Raw genomic sequence first — 17,375 nt, forward strand, 5'->3', positions numbered from 1 at the left:
AGTAAAATCATTGAGTGATACACCACCAACCTTGCTGAAACTTCATACCTGGCCAGAAAATTGTTCCGTTACTTCTTCACCATCGATAACTAACTTATTTGCTGTTGATAAAAAAGCACTAACAGTCTCGTTAAGTTATGCCTTGGCAGAAATTATCTCTAGATAATCTTTATACACTAACAGATAGCATTACATATCTTGTCGTCATGTTTTTTTAAAAAAATATTTATTTTTTTTCGATTTTGGCCAATAACGGAAAGAAAAATACTATTTAACGCGGTTTTTATTCTTAATCTTGTTTAATCGATATTTTTATAACAAAGTTAGGTTAATTAATCTTTATATAATAATCGCTAATTATTTTAGTATTAAATAGTATAAAAGCCGTATTGTCGATAACGGCAAATAATAAAAGATATTCATAATAATAAGGTTTAATCCTGATAGTAATAAATAAGTTTCCTTGGGAAAATTATTGTAGAAGCGCAAACTTATCGCGGTTAAGAGTTAAGTCACTGCTGTTTTGCAATAGCGTTAAAATGAAATACTTTTCCTATTAATAATTTAGGAGTCCAAATTATGACCATAATCTCAAACAGTCATCTCCATCTATCTAGTGATTGGGATAATATCTCTGGTGCTGAACCCAGCATGCCAACTGAGTTTAGCAATCCACCTTCACCAGAAAAGTCCGGTTTTTGTGCCTGGATGCGTGATTTTTTCAATTATTTAACCGGGACTTTTGGTGAGAAACTAGCCCCTTCAAAATTAAATTCTGCTTTGGATAATATTTTCAATTCAATGAATGAATGAATGAATGAATGAATGAATGAATGAATGAATGAATGAATGAATGGAAACATGATGATCCCATCTACTTTAACAATCGAGAAATAGAGCTTCACATTGGAAGCCAAAAACAAGTTAGCTTTAGAAGCATGGAAAAAGAAGGCACTACTTATATTGTCTCTTCTGCCTGCCATGATATGGCTAACCCGACTCCAATACAACATCAACAATCTGGTGGTCGCTCTGTTGCAGAGGCACTTAGTTATATCAAAAATTCTTATCCCCACCAGCAAGTAAAAGCCTTAATTCCCATTGCGCAAAGTAATAAATTAGTCTTTAGTACTCGCGGCCATTTTGTGTTACTCGAAGTCGATATAAATGCGGGTAAAATTCAATCGGCTAAAATTCATGATTCTAAAGGTGGTTTACTTGATACTTTTTATCGTGGCGCAAAGCATTTAACCAAGCAGCTACTAGCAGATGAAAATTTAGGTTTAGACAAAAATTTTGCTGTCACTAGCGAACATCATAGCGATCAATCTTTATTGAATGGTAATGATTGCGGACGCTTTAGCGCTTATTATGACAAAAAAATTATTGATAATGATTTATCGAAGGCAAATGCTGTAGATGCCCGAGCTTTCTTTGAACAAAATTTTAAAAAAACATCCTAAAATTAACCGTATTTGTCGCATTAATAGCAATTAAATTTACTTAATAACAAAATAAGCTGCTCGGTTAGTTAAAGATAAAAATGTAATAATGATTAATGCGACAAACCCATAAGTTTTAATAATAGAGAAATAGTGTTTATGACAAATAACCGATACTCGTTTAGCAAACATGGCATGCCGTTCGTTAGCGCCACTCATTAAACAATTTTCTGCATAAAATAAGCCCCTACAGGGCTTAAGGACAATGAAAATAGCGATAATCATTTTATGCATGCTGACTAAAATTAATTTGCCGATAAAGTAGCATCAATTTTTTCCGGCCGCAGGGTATAAATACCACCATTAAATGGATCGATAATTAACCAACCTATTAATCCACCAAAAAATAGATTACCAGCGACATACCAGCCATTTACACTCCCTTTTAACGGTAAGGTAACCGGTTTTAATTCTTCCTTGGTCAACGTAATTTCATAATTTTTTTACCAAAATAACTACCCTCAGATTTTTCTAATATAATTCCCTGAGGCGTTCTTCCTTGAGCAATGATTGTGCCCTTTTGATCTTTGACAGAATATTCAGCGCCAGACGGATTGCTACGCGCTAAGTTTTTTCGCTCACTATCGTTGCACAACCACTCATCATTCCGATTGTAATTAAAGCTAAAACTAACTTTTTCATTATCATCCTTGTCATAATTAATGTTAAATAATTTTAACTAAAACAAGAGGTAAAATAGATATACGATTATTTTTTTTATAAATCGAATAAACCAAATTTATTGAGCAAAATGTGACGATTAAATGGTATTCTTATAAAATAATGAATCAATAAAACCATTCAAAATTTGTCATAACTAAATTATTTAATTTTATTTCTTAATAACTAAAAAGATAATATTGCCGCTGTTAAGCAAATAGGAAACAATATGTCAATAATAATTAGAAAGATGGAAAAAACCGACCGTATGGTTTGGGCAACTATGCGTCTGCAATTGTGGGATAAACAAGCCCGCGCTAGCCACCTTAATGACATCGATAACATATTAAGTAACAAACAGAACGCGGCATATATTGCTCTGTTGGCTAATCATCAGGCAGTCGGTTTTGCCGAAATTTCACTACGCGAATATGCCAATGGTTGTAGCAAACAAACGGTTCCATTTTTGGAAGGTATCTGGGTTAAGCCTGAATATCGTCAACAAGGTATTGCTCAGGCGTTGATCAGTCAAATAACCACCGACCTCATTGCAAAGGGATTTGATGAACTCTGTTCCGATGCCGAAATTGGCAATACACTCTCCTATAAAGCGCATCAAAATTGGGGCTTTGATGAAATAGAACGCGTTATCTGTTTTCGCAAAAAACTTATCTGATCTGATTGTTATAGCATTTTGTTAGGCGGGTTTTGCCTAATTCATCCGTCATAAATAATCAGAAAACCGCCATTGCGAAGGTTTTTTGAGCGCAAGTTAAATTATTACCCAGTGTGCTAACATAAGCAGAAATTAATTTAACTCGCTGCCACTGCTCTTAAACAAATGGCATAACAAATTGTTTTTACTTTTGCTATCTCAACAATGGCTTGGCCAAAGAGTAGATTCTGACCATTAATAATCTCATTTATTGACTCATGCTTTCCGTTAGCCGGCAGAATAATTTTGCACCGTGTTACCCCTGTTAATTGAGTACTCACCACAGTGAGGCAAGTAACTCAATAACCGTTAGCGCTGTTTTTTCCACTCCGCTCGTAATTTAGCCAATAAATCTGCTATAGATCCTACACTTGCGCTAATTTATCGAGCACTATTTTTCAACACGCTGACTTCTGGTTATTGACTTTCCATAGTATAGTAAAGCCAATTTTTTATCAGTGGGTAGATTTAGCTAACAAGCTGCCAATGCATTTTTAAAACTAATTCCTTATACTGAAAATTGTCTAGGATTTAATTTAAATAGCATTAAGCAAGCAAATTTTACCGGCAACATTACAACTCAAAGAGTTAAATATAAAAACTATGACTAATCCCCAAAACTTCGCTTCCCATACCCCAATGATGCAGCAGTATTTGCGGCTTAAAGCACAACATGCTGATATTTTGTTATTTTATCGGATGGGTGATTTTTATGAGTTATTCTTTGATGATGCCAAGAAAGCCGCACAATTACTCGATATTTCATTAACTAAGCGTGGACAATCGGCCGGGCAACCGATTCCGATGGCTGGGGTACCTCACCATGCCGTAGAGAGCTATTTAGCCAAATTAGTTCAGTTAGGCGAATCGGTGGCTATCTGTGAACAAGTCGGTGATCCCGCTACCAGCAAAGGCCCGGTTGAACGTAAAGTTGTTCGCATCGTAACGCCAGGCACCGTGACTGATGAAGCATTACTACAAGAGCGTCAAGACAATCTATTAGCCGCGATTTGGCAAGAAGATCATCGTTATGGCTATGCCACGTTAGATATTACTTCTGGCCGTTTTATTATTAGTGAAATGGCTGATATCACTACTATTAGCGCTGAATTACAACGAACCCGCCCGGCAGAACTGCTCTATCCAGAGAATTTTGTCAATGTTGCGCTATTTGAAAATAATAAAGGATTACGTCGTCGTCCGTTATGGGAGTTCGAATTAGATACCGCCAAACAACAATTGAATCTGCAATTTGGGACACAAGATCTAATGGGTTTTGGCGTTGAAAAAGCAACATTAGCATTGCGAGCAGCCGGTTGCTTGCTGCAATATGTCAAAGATACTCAGCGCACGGCGTTACCCCATATTCGTAGCATTACTATGGAGCAGCAAAAAGAGACCATTATCCTAGATGCAGCGACGCGTCGGAATCTTGAATTGACGCAAAATTTATCGGGTGGTAGCGAGAATACGGTGGCGGCCATATTGGATCAATGTGTTACACCTATGGGTAGCCGTATGCTAAAACGTTGGCTCCACACTCCGTTGCGCAATCTAGATAGCTTATTAAATCGCCAACAGGCAATAGCAGGCCTGCAAGCTTATCATTTTGAATTACAACCTTTTCTACGCCAAATCGGTGACTTAGAACGGATACTTGCGCGTTTAGCACTCCGTTCCGCGCGACCTCGAGATCTAGTTCGTATGCGGCACGCTTTCCAACAATTTGCCGATATTCACGCGATATTAGATAAGATAGAATCACCCTATGTGAAAAACCTGCAATCCCGTGTTAGCACTTTTACATCACTGCAAACATTGTTAGAAGAGGCCATTGTTGATACGCCACCGGTGTTAGTGCGAGATGGGGGCGTGATTGCCACCGGATATCATAGTGAACTGGATGAATGGCGTGCACTGGCCGCTGGTGCCAATGATTATTTAGAAAAACTTGAATTACGGGAAAAAGAAAAATTAGGCATCGATAGCCTAAAAGTCGGTTTTAATGCGGTACATGGCTATTATCTGCAAGTCAGTCGCGGGCAGAGTCATCGGGTACCTATCCATTATGTTCGTCGCCAAACTCTAAAAAATGCCGAACGCTATATTATCCCTGAGTTGAAAGAATATGAAGACAAGGTATTAACATCTAAAAGTAAAGCATTAGCGATTGAGAAAAAGCTTTATGAAGAACTATTTGATTTGTTACTACCCCATCTGTCAGCGTTACAAACTAGCGCCGAAGCTTTAGCTGAATTAGATGTACTCAATAATTTGGCAGAGCGCGCCGAGACTTTAGACTATCGCTGCCCAATATTAAATGAGAGACCTGGGATAGAAATTGTTGCTGGACGCCATCCCGTTGTAGAACAGGTACTGAGTGAGCCATTTATTTCTAATCCATTGGATCTGTCGCCACAACGTCGTTTGTTGATTATTACCGGCCCTAATATGGGCGGTAAAAGTACTTATATGCGTCAAGCAGCATTAATTACCTTGCTTGCTTATATAGGTAGCTTTGTGCCGGCCGAAAAAGCGATTATTGGCCCAATTGATCGGATCTTTACGCGGGTTGGGGCGTCTGATGATCTTGCTGCCGGTCGGTCAACTTTTATGGTGGAAATGATAGAAACCGCTAATATCCTGCATAATGCAACTGAACAAAGTCTAGTATTGATGGATGAAATTGGTCGCGGTACTTCAACCTATGATGGTCTTTCACTTGCCTGGGCCTGTGCGGAAAATCTGGTTAGCCAAATTAAAGCCATGACGCTATTTGCTACACATTATTTTGAATTAACTAATTTGGCAGAAAAACAGGAAGGTGCGGTTAATATCCATCTGGATGCGATAGAGCATGACGACACTATCGCTTTTATGCATAACGTGCAAGAAGGTGCTGCCAGTAAAAGCTATGGTTTAGCCGTGGCTTCATTGGCTGGAGTCCCCGCTAAAGTTATTCAACGAGCAAAACAGAAATTAATCGAGCTAGAAATGCTCTCCACGCTGCCTGCGAATAAATCTATTGATAATTCACAACGAGCAAAAGTCGTGGAAAAGACCATTCCACCCGCTATTAAGACATTGGAAGAGTTAAATCCTGACGCATTAACACCTCGTCAGGCGCTAGAATTGATTTATCGGTTAAAAGAGATGGTGAAATAGTTAGGTTATATGATGCAAAAATACTTGATCCAATTCACCATTTTTTAGCCTGTGAAATGTCACAAGCAGGGATAGACAAAGCAAGTCAGCCTGAAAACTTAGCCATTATTTTATGCGATCATCTGTTATGTGAACTAAAAGCTGCACAAAGTGCTATGCTGCTGTTGCGAAAATATGCCGTTGATGAACAGAGCAGTGATACATTATTACAATGGCTACAACTTTTCGAAAATTTTGCTTATAAGAAAATTACCAATATTGATACCCTAAAAGGACAAATCGACACTGTTGCAAAGATCAGAGCGCTGATAATCTTTCCTAACGACTTAATCAATGCTCGCCAATATGAATGTTTTTAAAGACTGACACTTTATCCATGACATCATCCTTTGGGCGGTATACTGATACTGCAAATATGGCATCAGTTATCGCCAACTTTAAGCGTTGCTAGCCGAACGTGGTGTAAATGTCGATCCCGCTACCCTTTATCGTTGGGTTTAACACTACACCCTGAGATGTGCATTGGTACTAGCATAATTCCTCCTGTTTCACTCCATGGTATATCAATGAAACCTATGTGAGGATTAATGTTCACTGACCCTGTCTGTTCCGCGCTGTCAATAACAGATGTCACCGATCATGCAAAACTGATCCACTAACGATCATCTAAAACTGATCCACTTGGTATTATTCGCACATTTTTGTACGGATAATTTATGTTAACCAAGGAGATATTTGTGGATATTCATGTTCGCTTTGCACAAGGACAAAGCCTTCGAAAAATTGCCAGTGAGTTGGGTATATCCCGTAACACCGTAAAACATCATTTACAACAACAGACAATGCCAACTTATGCTAAAAGAAGTCAACAACCGACTAAATTATCCCCCTTTAAACCTTATTTGCTTCAGCGAATTGAACTGGCTAAACCTGATTGGATCCCTGCAACAGTCTTATTTGATGAGGTAGTTGAAAACGGCTATCAAGGTGGTATTGCTCAATTACGCCGATTTGTTTGTCAATTTAAACCAAGCATTGTTCCCGAAGTAGTCGTCCGTTTTGAAACACAGCCAGGTCAACAAATGCAAATCGACTTCACCAGCATCCGGCGAGGTAAAAAATCGCTGAAAGCGTTTGTTGCAACGCTAGGCTATTCGCGTGCGAGTTATGTAAAGTTCTTTGATAATGAACGAGCAGAATCGTGGCAGCAAGGTTTAAGAGAAGCTTTCGACTACTTTGGTGGTGTACCACAGGAAGTATTGTGTGATAACGCAAAATCCCTCATCATCGAACGGGATGCTTATGCAGAAGGTGATCATAAATTACATGTCGAAATGCTTCAAATGTCGAAAGATTACGGGTTTAAATTGAAGGCTTGCAAGCCCTACAGGGCAAAAACGAAAGGGAAAGTAGAGCGCTTTAACCACTATTTAAAAAACAGCTTTATCGTGCCATTAAACACCGACCTTCGTGCTCATAATCTTGAACTGGATATTGAAATAGCTAATGCAAAAGTGGGTCCATGGTTACAACGCGTTGCCCATCAGCGAATTCATGGAACAACGTTAGAGAAGCCAGCAGATAGATTAGCTAAGGAAGTTAAGTCTCTTCTACCCTTACCAGCAAGGGTTTGCCAATCTATCCCACAGACTAATACGCTTAATATCCCTATCGTACCGCCCCTTGAATCTGTCAGTTTGCAACACTCAATCAGCGTATACGAAGCATTACTGGGAGGTGAACATGTTATTGCATGAACAAATTGAACACCTGTGTGAGTCATTGAAATTAAATTCTATTCCGACTCATTGGTCATCACTTGCCGAAAAATGCATTGCCCAAGACAAAAGCTACGGAGAGTTTTTACTGTCCCTGTTAAAATGTGAGCAACAACAACGAGATGAACGAACTCGTAATCTTTTGAGTCGGATGGCAGGATTCCCAGCACATAAAGAACTTAATACGTTCGATTTTAAGTTTGCAACGGGGATCCCCAAACAACACATACAGGAATTAAGCGCATTAACGTTTATTGAACGTAATGAAAATGTCGTGTTGCTTGGCCCAAGCGGTGTAGGCAAAACGCATTTAGCTATTGGGTTAGGATTAAAAGCAGTACAGGCCAAGAAGAAAACCCGCTTTACCACGGCAGCTGAACTGATGTTGCAACTCTCAACTGCCAAACGACAAAATAAGCTCAAACAATATCTATCACGTTCGGTGATGGCCCCGAAGTTGTTGATTATCGATGAGATTGGATACCTGCCGTTTGGGCGAGAAGAAGCAAACCTGTTTTTCAATGTGATTGCCAAGCGTTATGAGCATGGCAGTGTCATATTGACGAGTAACCTATCATTTGGGCAATGGCCAAGTGCTTTTGCTGATGACGCAACATTAACTGCCGCTATGCTTGATCGTTTACTTCATCATTCGCATGTACTGCAATTAAGCGGTGAAAGCTACCGATTGAAAGATAAGCGGCGCTCAGGAGCAATAACTGAGTAAAACAGTGGATCAATTTTGATTGATCGGATTTAGATAAAAAGTGGATCAGTTTTCGGTGATCGTTGACAACAGAGGTCACTCCATTGATTTTTATCTTTTATCACGTCGTAAAACTAAAGCGGTTTATCGGTTTTTTGATAAAATCCTCAATAACGTGAAAAAGTAGCAGCTTCCCCAATTTATTAATATGGACAAAGCGCCTGCATATAGACATGCTCTGGCATTACTGAAGCAAGCGGGCAAATGCCCGCCAGACGTTGAGTACTGACAGATAAAATATCGAAACAACGTGATCGAATGCGATCATGGCAAACTGAAACAGATAAACAATGCCATTTAGGGTTCAAATCGATGAACACGGCTTGCGCGACGATAAAAGGAATTAAAGTGATTAGGGCGCTGCATAGAGGTCAAGCAGAACCCTTTTACTATGGCCATCCCTTAGATGAGGTACATCTGGTGAACAGACTTTTTTAAATGTAATTCTCTGTTATTATATAAAAGCGCTGTACATACCCATGTTTGCAACAGTGCCATATTAGTCATCATGAACCAAATACATTAATTGATAAACTGATCATTGGCGCTTATATCGAAGCGCGCTCTTGCAAGCGTTTTGCTAAACTTGCCCCCATCTCGAAACACCCTTAGCTAAATTCTATATTTCACTACTCAGATCAGAATTTCGCCACTATCAAGATTATTTAGTTTTAGCGCAAGCTATTTCTAATGAAAACATTCAGCAAAAGATCCCATATATTGCTAACATCGAGGCTGAATTAATCCAAACGCCGGATAGCGATTTTAAATTTCATGGCGGCGTGCCTATCTGTTGACAAACAAAAAGGTGGGTTTTCCTCCCACCTTATTAATATTAGCGATATTGAAAAAGATATTAGGTCTTAAATAAAGATTCCATACTAAGGCCTTGATTATGCAGAATATCTTTTAATCGGCGCAAACCTTCAACCTGTATCTGACGAACACGCTCTCGAGTAAGGCCAATCTCTCGCCCTACTTCTTCTAACGTTTCCGATTCATAGCCCAATAAACCAAAGCGTCGCGCTAATACTTCACGCTGTTTTGCATTAAGTTCAAACAGCCATTTAACAATACTCTCTTTCATATTGTTAGCCTGGATAGTTCCTTCTGGCCCTGAATCGTTATCATCAGATAACACATCAAGTAACGCTTTATCTGAATCACCGCCGATTGGCGTATCAACAGAAGAAATACGCTCGTTTAGTCGTAACATCCGACTAACATCATCTACCGGTTTGTCTAAGCGTTCTGCAATTTCTTCAGCACTTGGCTCATGATCAAGTTTCTGAGCCAATTCTCTTGCAATACGCAAATAAACATTTAACTCTTTAACGATATGAATCGGTAAGCGGATAGTTCGCGTCTGATTCATGATTGCTCGTTCAATAGTTTGGCGGATCCACCATGTTGCATAAGTTGAAAAACGAAAACCTTTTTCCGGATCAAATTTTTCAACCGCCCGAATTAATCCAAGATTGCCTTCTTCAATTAAATCCAGTAGGGCAAGACCACGATTACTATAGCGACGAGAAATTTTTACAACCAAACGTAAATTACTCTCAATCATACGCTGAAGTGATGCTGCATCTCCACGTAAAGCGCGCCTTGCATAAAATACTTCTTCTTCCGCTGTCAGAAGAGGTGAATATCCAATTTCACCAAGATAAAGCTGAGTTGCATCTAGAACGCGTTGATTAATATTTTGAAATAAATCTAAATCATCATCTTGCTCTAGATTTAAGTCCTCTTCTTTTAGCAAGCTTTCATCGAAAGCTTCCGCATCCATGCTAGTTTCGTCTAAATCGTCATATAACTCGTTAACTTTTAGCGAATTTTGGCTCATCAGTCACTCCTACCCTTGATAATGCAGACAGCATTGACAAGCAATCTGTCCAAGTTATCGCTGCGAAAGATAACGCAACGGGTTTACTGATTTTCCCTTGTAACGAATTTCAAAATGTAATCTTACCGAACTTGTACCGCTGCTACCCATAGTGGCAATCTTTTGCCCTGCCTGAACCTCCTGTTGATCACGAACTAATATAGTATCATTGTGAGCATAGGCACTCAGATAGTCATCGTTATGTTTTATTATTATAAGATTTCCATATCCACGTAATGCATTTCCAGAATAAACCACTCTTCCTGCTGCAGTTGCAAAAACAGGCTGACCACGCGATCCAGCAATATCAACGCCTTTATTACCGCCTTGCACATCAGAGAAAGATTCAATCACTTTCCCTTCGGCCGGCCAGCGCCACTTACCTACGGAATTCACTACGCTATTACTATTTAAGCCCGAAGATGCTGTTGTTGCAGGCGGCGTAGAAGGTGTTAATGGCTTGGTTGCTCTCGGTAACATCTTACCTGAATTTTGTTCACTGACAGATGAAGCATACGCATTAGTTGGCTGAGAATCAACATTTGTATTCGGAGTACGATTAGCAACCACTATTTCTGCATCGGTAGAACTGTTATCAATATTAAGTACTTGTCCAACATTTAAACTATAAGGTTCTGTAATTTTATTACGTTGCGCTAGATCACGATAATCATTGCCTGTTATCCAAGCAATATAAAACAGGGTATCACCTCTTTTAACGGTGTAAGTGTTACCACTATAGCTTCCTTTTTGGATATTATCATAATTTCGGTTATAAATTATTCGACCATCGGTATTAGTCTTAGGTGCTGGCATCACTGGCTGATATATACTACTATTTTGATTACTAACAGAAATATTTTTAGGAGAAGAGGGTGTTGGCGTACTTTTGGATGATGCATTGACAGCAGGATAAGTATTAGTCGGGCGGCTACTATCATGGACACTACTAATTGGTGCGGCTGGATGATATGGTGTCGAGCACCCTATTAACATTATGCCTGTTATTATACTGATAGTTGCCCAGCGAATCGCAAATTTTGGGCTGTTAAAATTCATACTTCTTCTCCCATGAAGACAAATCTTGAATAAAAATCGATAATGTAAGTCATAATCGACAATTTATTGCGCTAGCTAAATAATAAATTATTATGTTTATTAAAGCAGAGATTAGTAAAACCTTAAATTATCTATCGCTAAAATATTACCTATTTCATGCCAAACTTCCAGGGATTAAAGGAACAAATCGCACCGGTTCTACTGTTGTAGCATGAAAATCATTACCCTGGCGTTTAATTACTTTTAACATCTGTTTTTTCTCACCGACAGGCAATACCATTCGGCCACCATCTTTCAACTGTTCAAGCAACACAAGAGGGAGTTCTGCTGGCGCCGCTGTGACAATGATACCATCAAAAGGCCCCTTAGAAGCCCATCCCAGCCAACCATCTCCATGACGTGTTGAAATATTATGTAGATCAAGTTGTTTTAATCTACGTATCGCATTCCATTGTAATCCCTTGATACGTTCTACCGAAAAAACCCGCGCGACAAGATGCGCTAAAATGGCGGTTTGATAACCCGAACCAGTACCAATCTCTAATACATGGTCCGTGGGAGAAAGCGCAAGTAATTCCGTCATACGAGCAACAATATAAGGTTGCGAAATGGTCTGAGAAAAACCGATAGGTAAAGGAATATTTTCATAAGCTTTATGTGAAAGTGCTTCATCGACAAAACGCTCACGAGGAACTTTTGCAATAGCTGCCAATAGCGCTTCATCTTTAATCCCTTGATGGCGTAGTTGTGTCAATAAATCTCTCATTGACCGTTTTAGCATTCCTCACTTGCCTCTGCTTTTAGTAACCAATCTTTAACAACTTGCTGATCCTTATAAGCGGTTAAGTCCACTTGTAACGGTGTGATAGCAACATATCCCGCTGCTACTGCAGCAAAATCAGTATCTGGGCCAGCATCACATATTTCTCCGACAGGCCCTAACCAATACACCATATCTCCCCTTGGATCTTCAGATGAGTAAACTTTCTGAGCAGCGTGACGACTACCACACCGTGTTACTTTGTAACCTTTAATTTCCGCCATAGGAATATCAGGAACATTAATATTAAGAATATTACCAGCTTTTAATGGCGTTTTTTGTAATAATTTTAATAAATGACAAGTTACCTCTGCCGCTGTTTGGAAATGTGTTTCGCCGTTCAATGAGACCGCAAGTGCCGGTAATCCAAGATGACGACCTTCTGTCGCTGCTGCAACGGTACCAGAATAAATAACATCATCACCCAAGTTAGGTCCATGATTAATACCCGAAACGACGATTTCAGGAGAGGGGCGAATAAGCTGATTAACGCCTAAATAAACGCAATCCGTTGGTGTTCCTTGTACTGAGATATCTCCATTGGCTAACTTGGCTATTCGTAATGGTTTATGAAGTGTTAATGCATTTGATGCTCCACTTCGATTTCTATCAGGTGCAACAACCTGAACGAAATAATATTTACGTAACGCAGTTGCGAGCGTTTGGATGCCAGTTGCTGTTACACCATCATCATTACTTAGCAATATCCTTAGCATTATTGTATCCCATTGATTTATATTGAACGATATATTAAGAACCAGGCTATTTTATCCAACTATTATCATCTATGATAAAAAAAGATTATGGGTTGAAAATAGCGTCAATAATAGATTACAGCAAGAATATCATTAAGTAACAATAAAAATACATCAAATTATGATAGAAAAATGAAGGTCTAATATTAGCGTAAGTGAATGTAATAAAATAACAATATAATTTTGTTTCTTTTAACAACTGACTGAAAAATAATAAAATATCTAATTACAATTATTGTTTTTAAATAACATCAACACGAGAAGTCAAAATAATATCCAGTGAATATCCTATCCTAACCAAATATCTAACTAGCAATACAGTAATCAATAAAAATTTATAATAAATATTAAAAAAGTATAAAGGATGGTTGATTAAATACTATTAACAAGACCAGTCAATAATGGACAAAATAAGTAAATTAACTTTTATAAAAACAGGAATACCATCATCCGAGCTATTAACCGCTAATTTTTTATTAAACTTATTGATTAAATTTTAATATTTTCACTTGCTCTTAATGCCTATTGTGCAAATTTGATCACCTATTTTCAGTCAATTTTGTTTTGACTTCAGTTAATAACAACATTATCTAATTAAGCGTTGTAAGCAAGCCGTAGCATCTAACTGATAATGTCAAAATAGAATTTTTACCTTAATGCAGCTTATTGCAAAAAAATGCAATATCTTTAAAAAAACAACCAGTTAATATAATTATTAAATTTCAAATCTTATTATATAAATATAATAAGAATTATCATTGGCAACATTATTTTTTAATTGAATACTATTCGTCAATATCAATAATATTTTTAGTAGATTGATTAATCAATTCTCTTATTACACTGGTGGCAAAACTACCTTTAGGTAATGAAAAAGACAGTTTTAGGGTTTGCTTTTCTAACCATTCCCAATGCATATTTTGTGGAACAACAATGATCGCTCGCCGGATCAAATTTGTTCGTTCTGCTTGCAGCAATGGCAATAAAACAGAAAAATGGGTTAAACATTGTTGTTCAAACAGTTTCGCTACTGATTGAGTTCCTAATTCTTTTTCACCATAAAGCGGAGCTGTGATTTGGATTGCACCAGCCTGCAATCTCTCTTGTAATTGAGGTAATTCTTCACGCTTAGCAACAAACCAACTGCCACTACCGGTTAATTGCATAACATCACCGTCTATTATCTGATGTATTTTATTATTGAGTATCCGTTCGCTGACGATAAAATTAAATATAACACTCCGAACAGCAGAGAGATAAAAACTACGTTTGTTTCGCTGCTTAACTTCAATTTCACCTTTTGCCCAACGCTCAGCTTGCACAAGATTATTACCCGCTCGACCAAAACGCTGTTCACCAAAATAGTTAGCTACACCCAATATTTTGATTTGTTGCAAACGTGTTTCCACCGCTCGCTGATCACTAATTTGTCGAAGAGTTATCTCAAAATCATTGCCTTTTAATGAACCGATACGTAATTTACGTTTTTGTCGTTTCGCTAGCAAAATTTCACATCCTGCTAGTGAAAACTGATTAATATCGGGGTCTTCCTTACCTGGCAAATGGAGACAAAACCACTGTTCAGTCACTGCTTGCCGATCTTTTAACCCAGCATAGCTGACACTACGTGAAGAGATACCAACAAAACGAGCCAGCTGTTCGGCTACAAATTGAGTATTACAACCCTTTTTTCTAACATAAACCATGAGGTGCTCACCCTCACCTTCAGGCAAAAATCCGAGATTTTCACGCACAATAAAATCTTCAGCGGTTAATTTTATTGCTCCGCTTGCTACTGGTTTACCATGCAGCCACTGAAGTGCTGTCACCGTCATGACTATTATCCTTTACTAATAAAGCCACCGCTTCACAAGCAATGCCTTCTTTTCTACCAATAAATCCAAGTTTTTCCGTCGTGGTGGCTTTAACATTGACATCATCAATATGGCAACCAAGAGCATCTGCTATATTTTTGCGCATATCAGCAATATATGGCAGCATTTTAGGTGCTTGAGCAATAATTGTGATATCAAGATTACTTATACAATATCCTTTTTTTAACACCTGCGAATACGCCTCGCGTAACAAATTGCGGCTATCTGCATCTTTAAAAGCGGGACTGGTATCAGGAAAGTGTTTACCGATATCACCTAATGCTGCTGCACCAAGAATAGCATCTGTTAATGCATGTAAGGCGACATCGCCATCGGAATGCGCTATTAATCCTTGTTCATAGGGAATTTTCACTCCACAAATTGTAATTGGGCCATCTCCACCAAATTTATGCACATCAAATCCATGTCCAATCCGCATGAACGATACTCCTAACAATAGTCTTATAAAGCGCGGGAAAGGTAAAACTCTGCTAACATCAAATCTTCTGGTTGAGTAACCTTCAAATTATCAACTCTACCTTCCAGCAATTGAGGATGGTAACCGCAATATTCAAGCGCAGAAGCCTCATCGGTAATTACTGCTTTTTGCGCTAATGCTTGAGTCAAACAGTTTTTGATTAACGCTAAAGGAAAAAATTGTGGCGTCAGCGCATGCCAAAGTTCACTTCGTTCAACAGTATGACTAATATCTATTTTTCCTTGAATTGAACGTTTCATGGTATCTCTTACTGGCGCAGCCAAAATACCACCATAAGAAGATTGCTGACTATCAATAAAATGAATAATACTATCTAAATCAGCTTGATGTAAGCAAGGTCGAGCTGCATCATGAACTAAAACCCAACAAGGATCTAGCTGTAAATTGTCTGATAAATAATTCAGTCCAGCCAAAACTGAATCAGCCCTTTGACAACCCCCAGTGATGGTTTTAATTTTTGGATTTTTCGCAATAGCTAATTGATGAAAAAAAATATCATCTTTATTCAACGAAACAATAATTTGGCAAATTCTTGGCTGCTTAAGTAAAGCAGATATACTATGCTCAATAATTGTTTTCCCCGCTACTTTCAAATATTGCTTGGGACAATCAGCTTTCATACGACTGCCAATACCAGCGGCAGGTATTAAAGCAGCAACCTGCATTTTATGATTAGATATGAATTTATTCATTGTTGTAGACTATTTTTATGAATCACTACTTTTTCGTCATAATGTTTTTAAATATTTTGGTGGCCCGACAAAATATCATTAATTAAAAATTTTATTTATGTTTGGGAAAAGAATTCTCATTCACTATACGGTAAAAAGACTCTCCAGGTCTAATCATACCAAGTTCAGTTCGAGCTCGCTCCTCAATCGCTTCACGTCCCTCATTCAAATCATCTATTTCAGCAAATAAACGTTCATTGCGTACTTTAAATGTCATGTTCAACGTCTCTAGCGCTGCAACTTCATTTTTCACACGCAAATAGTCATGGACACCATTCTTACCAAACCACAGTGAATACTGTAACCAGCAAAGCACCGCCAACAATATCAACGCTAATTTCCGCATCGAAGCCCTCTGCAAGACTCACTCATCATCCCACAACTTATCCCATGAGGCTACCGATCACAGATAAGTTATTAATAAAAATTGACAAATAAACCTGAAATAGAGTCAAACGGGTATTTTTATTGACAAAGTATAGCTTAGCTATATGTCAAAAAAAAGTTTGTTTTTACCGACTAACAAGTTAATTAATTTAAAATATTTTGTTGGGCAAATGTTTTTCTAATTTGGAGTAAAAATTGTGCTGAAAAATCTTTTCATTTTATTTTATATTCATTAAGTTATAACACAACACCAAGATAATAAGATAATATAACCCTATCTCATTTTTAAAATGATTAAATTATCTTTAATTCACATAATGAGACTAATTAATCAAAAGTTTCTAATATAAAAAATGCATTCATCCAGATAAAATGTTTGCATTAATCCAATTGATAGGTGCCATAATGAGCGCAACAATTTTTAAAGACTTTCAATTTGAGGCTGCCCATCGACTACCCCATGTTCCCGCAGGACATAAATGTGGACGTTTACATGGGCACTCATTTATGGTCAGATTAGAATTAACCGGTGAAATTGATCCACAAACAGGCTGGGTCGTTGACTTCAGCGATATTTCTAAAGCTTTTAAACCTTTATGGCAACAATTAGATCATCATTATCTTAATGATATAGAAGGGTTAGAGAATCCTACCAGTGAAGTTATTGCACGTTGGATTTGGCATAAAATGAAACCGATGTTGCCACAATTAAGTTCGATTATGATTAAAGAAACGTGTAATGCAGGTTGTATTTATCGCGGTAAATAAACGCAACTCTT

General features: G+C 38.0%; 18 protein-coding genes and 3 pseudogenes. 12 read left to right on the forward strand and 9 right to left on the reverse strand.

Translation table 11 applies throughout. From position 1 onward, the window contains the following. Positions 1-10 precede the first annotated feature (10 nt). From ArsFIN_RS26535 to ArsFIN_RS17320, 3 genes are all read left to right on the forward strand, one after another. Entirely contained in the window at positions 11-166 is a 156-nt protein-coding gene (locus ArsFIN_RS26535) for a hypothetical protein (protein WP_155846994.1), read from the forward strand. Between the two features lie 413 nt (positions 167-579). Continuing rightward, positions 580-813 carry a hypothetical protein gene (locus tag ArsFIN_RS17315; RefSeq protein ID WP_034249852.1) on the forward strand — a complete coding sequence of 78 codons (234 nt, stop codon included), beginning with the start codon at positions 580-582 and terminating at the stop codon, positions 811-813. Positions 814-845: 32 nt separating this feature from the next. Further along, positions 846-1,463, forward strand: coding sequence for a hypothetical protein (locus tag ArsFIN_RS17320; protein WP_051297068.1), 618 nt, complete (start codon positions 846-848; stop codon positions 1,461-1,463). A 284-nt stretch (positions 1,464-1,747) separates the two neighbouring features. On the opposite strand, the gene ArsFIN_RS27695 is transcribed toward ArsFIN_RS17320, so the two are convergent. Next, on the reverse strand, positions 1,748-1,927 hold the full coding sequence (locus ArsFIN_RS27695) for a hypothetical protein (RefSeq protein ID WP_246067278.1): 180 nt from the start codon (positions 1,925-1,927) through the stop codon (positions 1,748-1,750). 464 nt (positions 1,928-2,391) lie between these two features. On the opposite strand from ArsFIN_RS27695, the gene aac(6') reads away from it, so the two are divergent. The 8 genes and pseudogenes from aac(6') to miaE (ArsFIN_RS17360) form a co-directional block, all read left to right on the forward strand. Then, the gene (aac(6'), locus tag ArsFIN_RS17330; RefSeq protein WP_034249850.1) at positions 2,392-2,838 is read left to right on the forward strand and encodes an aminoglycoside 6'-N-acetyltransferase; all 447 of its coding nucleotides are present in this window, start codon (positions 2,392-2,394) and stop codon (positions 2,836-2,838) included. Positions 2,839-3,480: 642 nt separating this feature from the next. Further along, entirely contained in the window at positions 3,481-6,042 is a 2,562-nt protein-coding gene (mutS, locus tag ArsFIN_RS17335) for a DNA mismatch repair protein MutS (protein WP_026823274.1), read from the forward strand. A 56-nt stretch (positions 6,043-6,098) separates the two neighbouring features. After that, the gene (miaE, locus tag ArsFIN_RS17340) at positions 6,099-6,401 is read left to right on the forward strand and encodes a tRNA isopentenyl-2-thiomethyl-A-37 hydroxylase MiaE (protein WP_026823273.1); all 303 of its coding nucleotides are present in this window, start codon (positions 6,099-6,101) and stop codon (positions 6,399-6,401) included. Between the two features lie 13 nt (positions 6,402-6,414). Beyond that, positions 6,415-6,571 (forward strand): annotated as a pseudogene (locus ArsFIN_RS29175) (IS6 family transposase); the annotation flags it as partial. A 187-nt stretch (positions 6,572-6,758) separates the two neighbouring features. Then, complete coding sequence (gene istA, locus ArsFIN_RS17345) at positions 6,759-7,799, forward strand: IS21 family transposase (protein WP_135677417.1); 1,041 nt, start codon at positions 6,759-6,761, stop codon at positions 7,797-7,799. Further along, positions 7,786-8,547: an IS21-like element helper ATPase IstB gene (gene istB / locus ArsFIN_RS17350; protein ID WP_135677409.1), complete on the forward strand. Its 762-nt coding sequence runs from the start codon at positions 7,786-7,788 to the stop codon at positions 8,545-8,547. Before istA ends, istB begins: the two co-directional genes overlap by 14 nt. A gap of 61 nt (positions 8,548-8,608) precedes the next feature. Next, positions 8,609-9,024 (forward strand): annotated as a pseudogene (locus tag ArsFIN_RS27700) (DDE-type integrase/transposase/recombinase); the annotation flags it as partial. Positions 9,025-9,081: 57 nt separating this feature from the next. Further along, a pseudogene (gene miaE / locus ArsFIN_RS17360) lies at positions 9,082-9,383 on the forward strand (tRNA isopentenyl-2-thiomethyl-A-37 hydroxylase MiaE); the annotation flags it as partial. Positions 9,384-9,442: 59 nt separating this feature from the next. Here miaE (ArsFIN_RS17360) and rpoS read toward each other — a convergent pair. From rpoS to ftsB, 8 genes are all read right to left on the reverse strand, one after another. Further along, a complete protein-coding gene (gene rpoS, locus ArsFIN_RS17365; protein WP_026823618.1) occupies positions 9,443-10,432 on the reverse strand; it encodes an RNA polymerase sigma factor RpoS in 990 nt (329 codons plus the stop codon). 54 nt (positions 10,433-10,486) lie between these two features. Then, positions 10,487-11,530, reverse strand: a complete 1,044-nt coding sequence (gene nlpD, locus ArsFIN_RS17370) for a murein hydrolase activator NlpD (RefSeq protein ID WP_026823619.1) — start codon at positions 11,528-11,530, stop codon at positions 10,487-10,489. Positions 11,531-11,684: 154 nt separating this feature from the next. Continuing rightward, positions 11,685-12,311, reverse strand: a complete 627-nt coding sequence (locus tag ArsFIN_RS17375) for a protein-L-isoaspartate(D-aspartate) O-methyltransferase (protein ID WP_034250046.1) — start codon at positions 12,309-12,311, stop codon at positions 11,685-11,687. Beyond that, on the reverse strand, positions 12,305-13,066 hold the full coding sequence (surE, locus tag ArsFIN_RS17380; protein ID WP_026823621.1) for a 5'/3'-nucleotidase SurE: 762 nt from the start codon (positions 13,064-13,066) through the stop codon (positions 12,305-12,307). Before surE ends, ArsFIN_RS17375 begins: the two co-directional genes overlap by 7 nt. Before the next feature lie 824 nt (positions 13,067-13,890). Beyond that, positions 13,891-14,940 (reverse strand): tRNA pseudouridine(13) synthase TruD, encoded by a 1,050-nt coding sequence (gene truD / locus ArsFIN_RS17385; RefSeq protein ID WP_026823622.1) that lies wholly within the window; start codon positions 14,938-14,940, stop codon positions 13,891-13,893. Continuing rightward, the gene (gene ispF, locus ArsFIN_RS17390; RefSeq protein ID WP_026823623.1) at positions 14,906-15,418 is read right to left on the reverse strand and encodes a 2-C-methyl-D-erythritol 2,4-cyclodiphosphate synthase; all 513 of its coding nucleotides are present in this window, start codon (positions 15,416-15,418) and stop codon (positions 14,906-14,908) included. Before ispF ends, truD begins: the two co-directional genes overlap by 35 nt. Positions 15,419-15,441: 23 nt before the next feature. Then, positions 15,442-16,170, reverse strand: coding sequence for a 2-C-methyl-D-erythritol 4-phosphate cytidylyltransferase (gene ispD / locus ArsFIN_RS17395; protein ID WP_026823624.1), 729 nt, complete (start codon positions 16,168-16,170; stop codon positions 15,442-15,444). 91 nt (positions 16,171-16,261) lie between these two features. Then, positions 16,262-16,555, reverse strand: coding sequence for a cell division protein FtsB (gene ftsB / locus ArsFIN_RS17400; protein ID WP_026823625.1), 294 nt, complete (start codon positions 16,553-16,555; stop codon positions 16,262-16,264). A 446-nt stretch (positions 16,556-17,001) separates the two neighbouring features. Here ftsB and queD point away from each other — a divergent pair, with 446 nt between their 5' ends. Then, positions 17,002-17,364, forward strand: a complete 363-nt coding sequence (queD, locus tag ArsFIN_RS17405) for a 6-carboxytetrahydropterin synthase QueD (RefSeq protein WP_026823626.1) — start codon at positions 17,002-17,004, stop codon at positions 17,362-17,364. The last annotated feature ends 11 nt before the right edge of the window (positions 17,365-17,375 follow it).

Source organism: Arsenophonus nasoniae (assembly GCF_004768525.1).
Classification (GTDB): domain Bacteria; phylum Pseudomonadota; class Gammaproteobacteria; order Enterobacterales; family Enterobacteriaceae; genus Arsenophonus; species Arsenophonus nasoniae.

Bases quoted from the DNA above. Each gene is read 5' to 3' on its own strand.
- ispD (WP_026823624.1), bottom strand. From the start codon at position 16,170: ATGAATAAATTCATATCTAATCATAAAATGCAGGTTGCTGCTTTAATA.
- ArsFIN_RS17315 (WP_034249852.1), top strand. From the start codon at position 580: ATGACCATAATCTCAAACAGTCATCTCCATCTATCTAGTGATTGGGAT.
- ArsFIN_RS17375 (WP_034250046.1), bottom strand. From the start codon at position 12,311: ATGCTAAAACGGTCAATGAGAGATTTATTGACACAACTACGCCATCAA.
- surE (WP_026823621.1), bottom strand. From the start codon at position 13,066: ATGCTAAGGATATTGCTAAGTAATGATGATGGTGTAACAGCAACTGGC.
- istA (WP_135677417.1), top strand. From the start codon at position 6,759: ATGTTAACCAAGGAGATATTTGTGGATATTCATGTTCGCTTTGCACAA.
- ArsFIN_RS17320 (WP_051297068.1), top strand. From the start codon at position 846: ATGAATGAATGGAAACATGATGATCCCATCTACTTTAACAATCGAGAA.
- queD (WP_026823626.1), top strand. From the start codon at position 17,002: ATGAGCGCAACAATTTTTAAAGACTTTCAATTTGAGGCTGCCCATCGA.
- nlpD (WP_026823619.1), bottom strand. From the start codon at position 11,530: ATGAATTTTAACAGCCCAAAATTTGCGATTCGCTGGGCAACTATCAGT.
- mutS (WP_026823274.1), top strand. From the start codon at position 3,481: ATGACTAATCCCCAAAACTTCGCTTCCCATACCCCAATGATGCAGCAG.
- ispF (WP_026823623.1), bottom strand. From the start codon at position 15,418: ATGCGGATTGGACATGGATTTGATGTGCATAAATTTGGTGGAGATGGC.
- istB (WP_135677409.1), top strand. From the start codon at position 7,786: ATGTTATTGCATGAACAAATTGAACACCTGTGTGAGTCATTGAAATTA.
- miaE (WP_026823273.1), top strand. From the start codon at position 6,099: ATGTCACAAGCAGGGATAGACAAAGCAAGTCAGCCTGAAAACTTAGCC.
- truD (WP_026823622.1), bottom strand. From the start codon at position 14,940: ATGACGGTGACAGCACTTCAGTGGCTGCATGGTAAACCAGTAGCAAGC.
- ftsB (WP_026823625.1), bottom strand. From the start codon at position 16,555: ATGCGGAAATTAGCGTTGATATTGTTGGCGGTGCTTTGCTGGTTACAG.
- rpoS (WP_026823618.1), bottom strand. From the start codon at position 10,432: ATGAGCCAAAATTCGCTAAAAGTTAACGAGTTATATGACGATTTAGAC.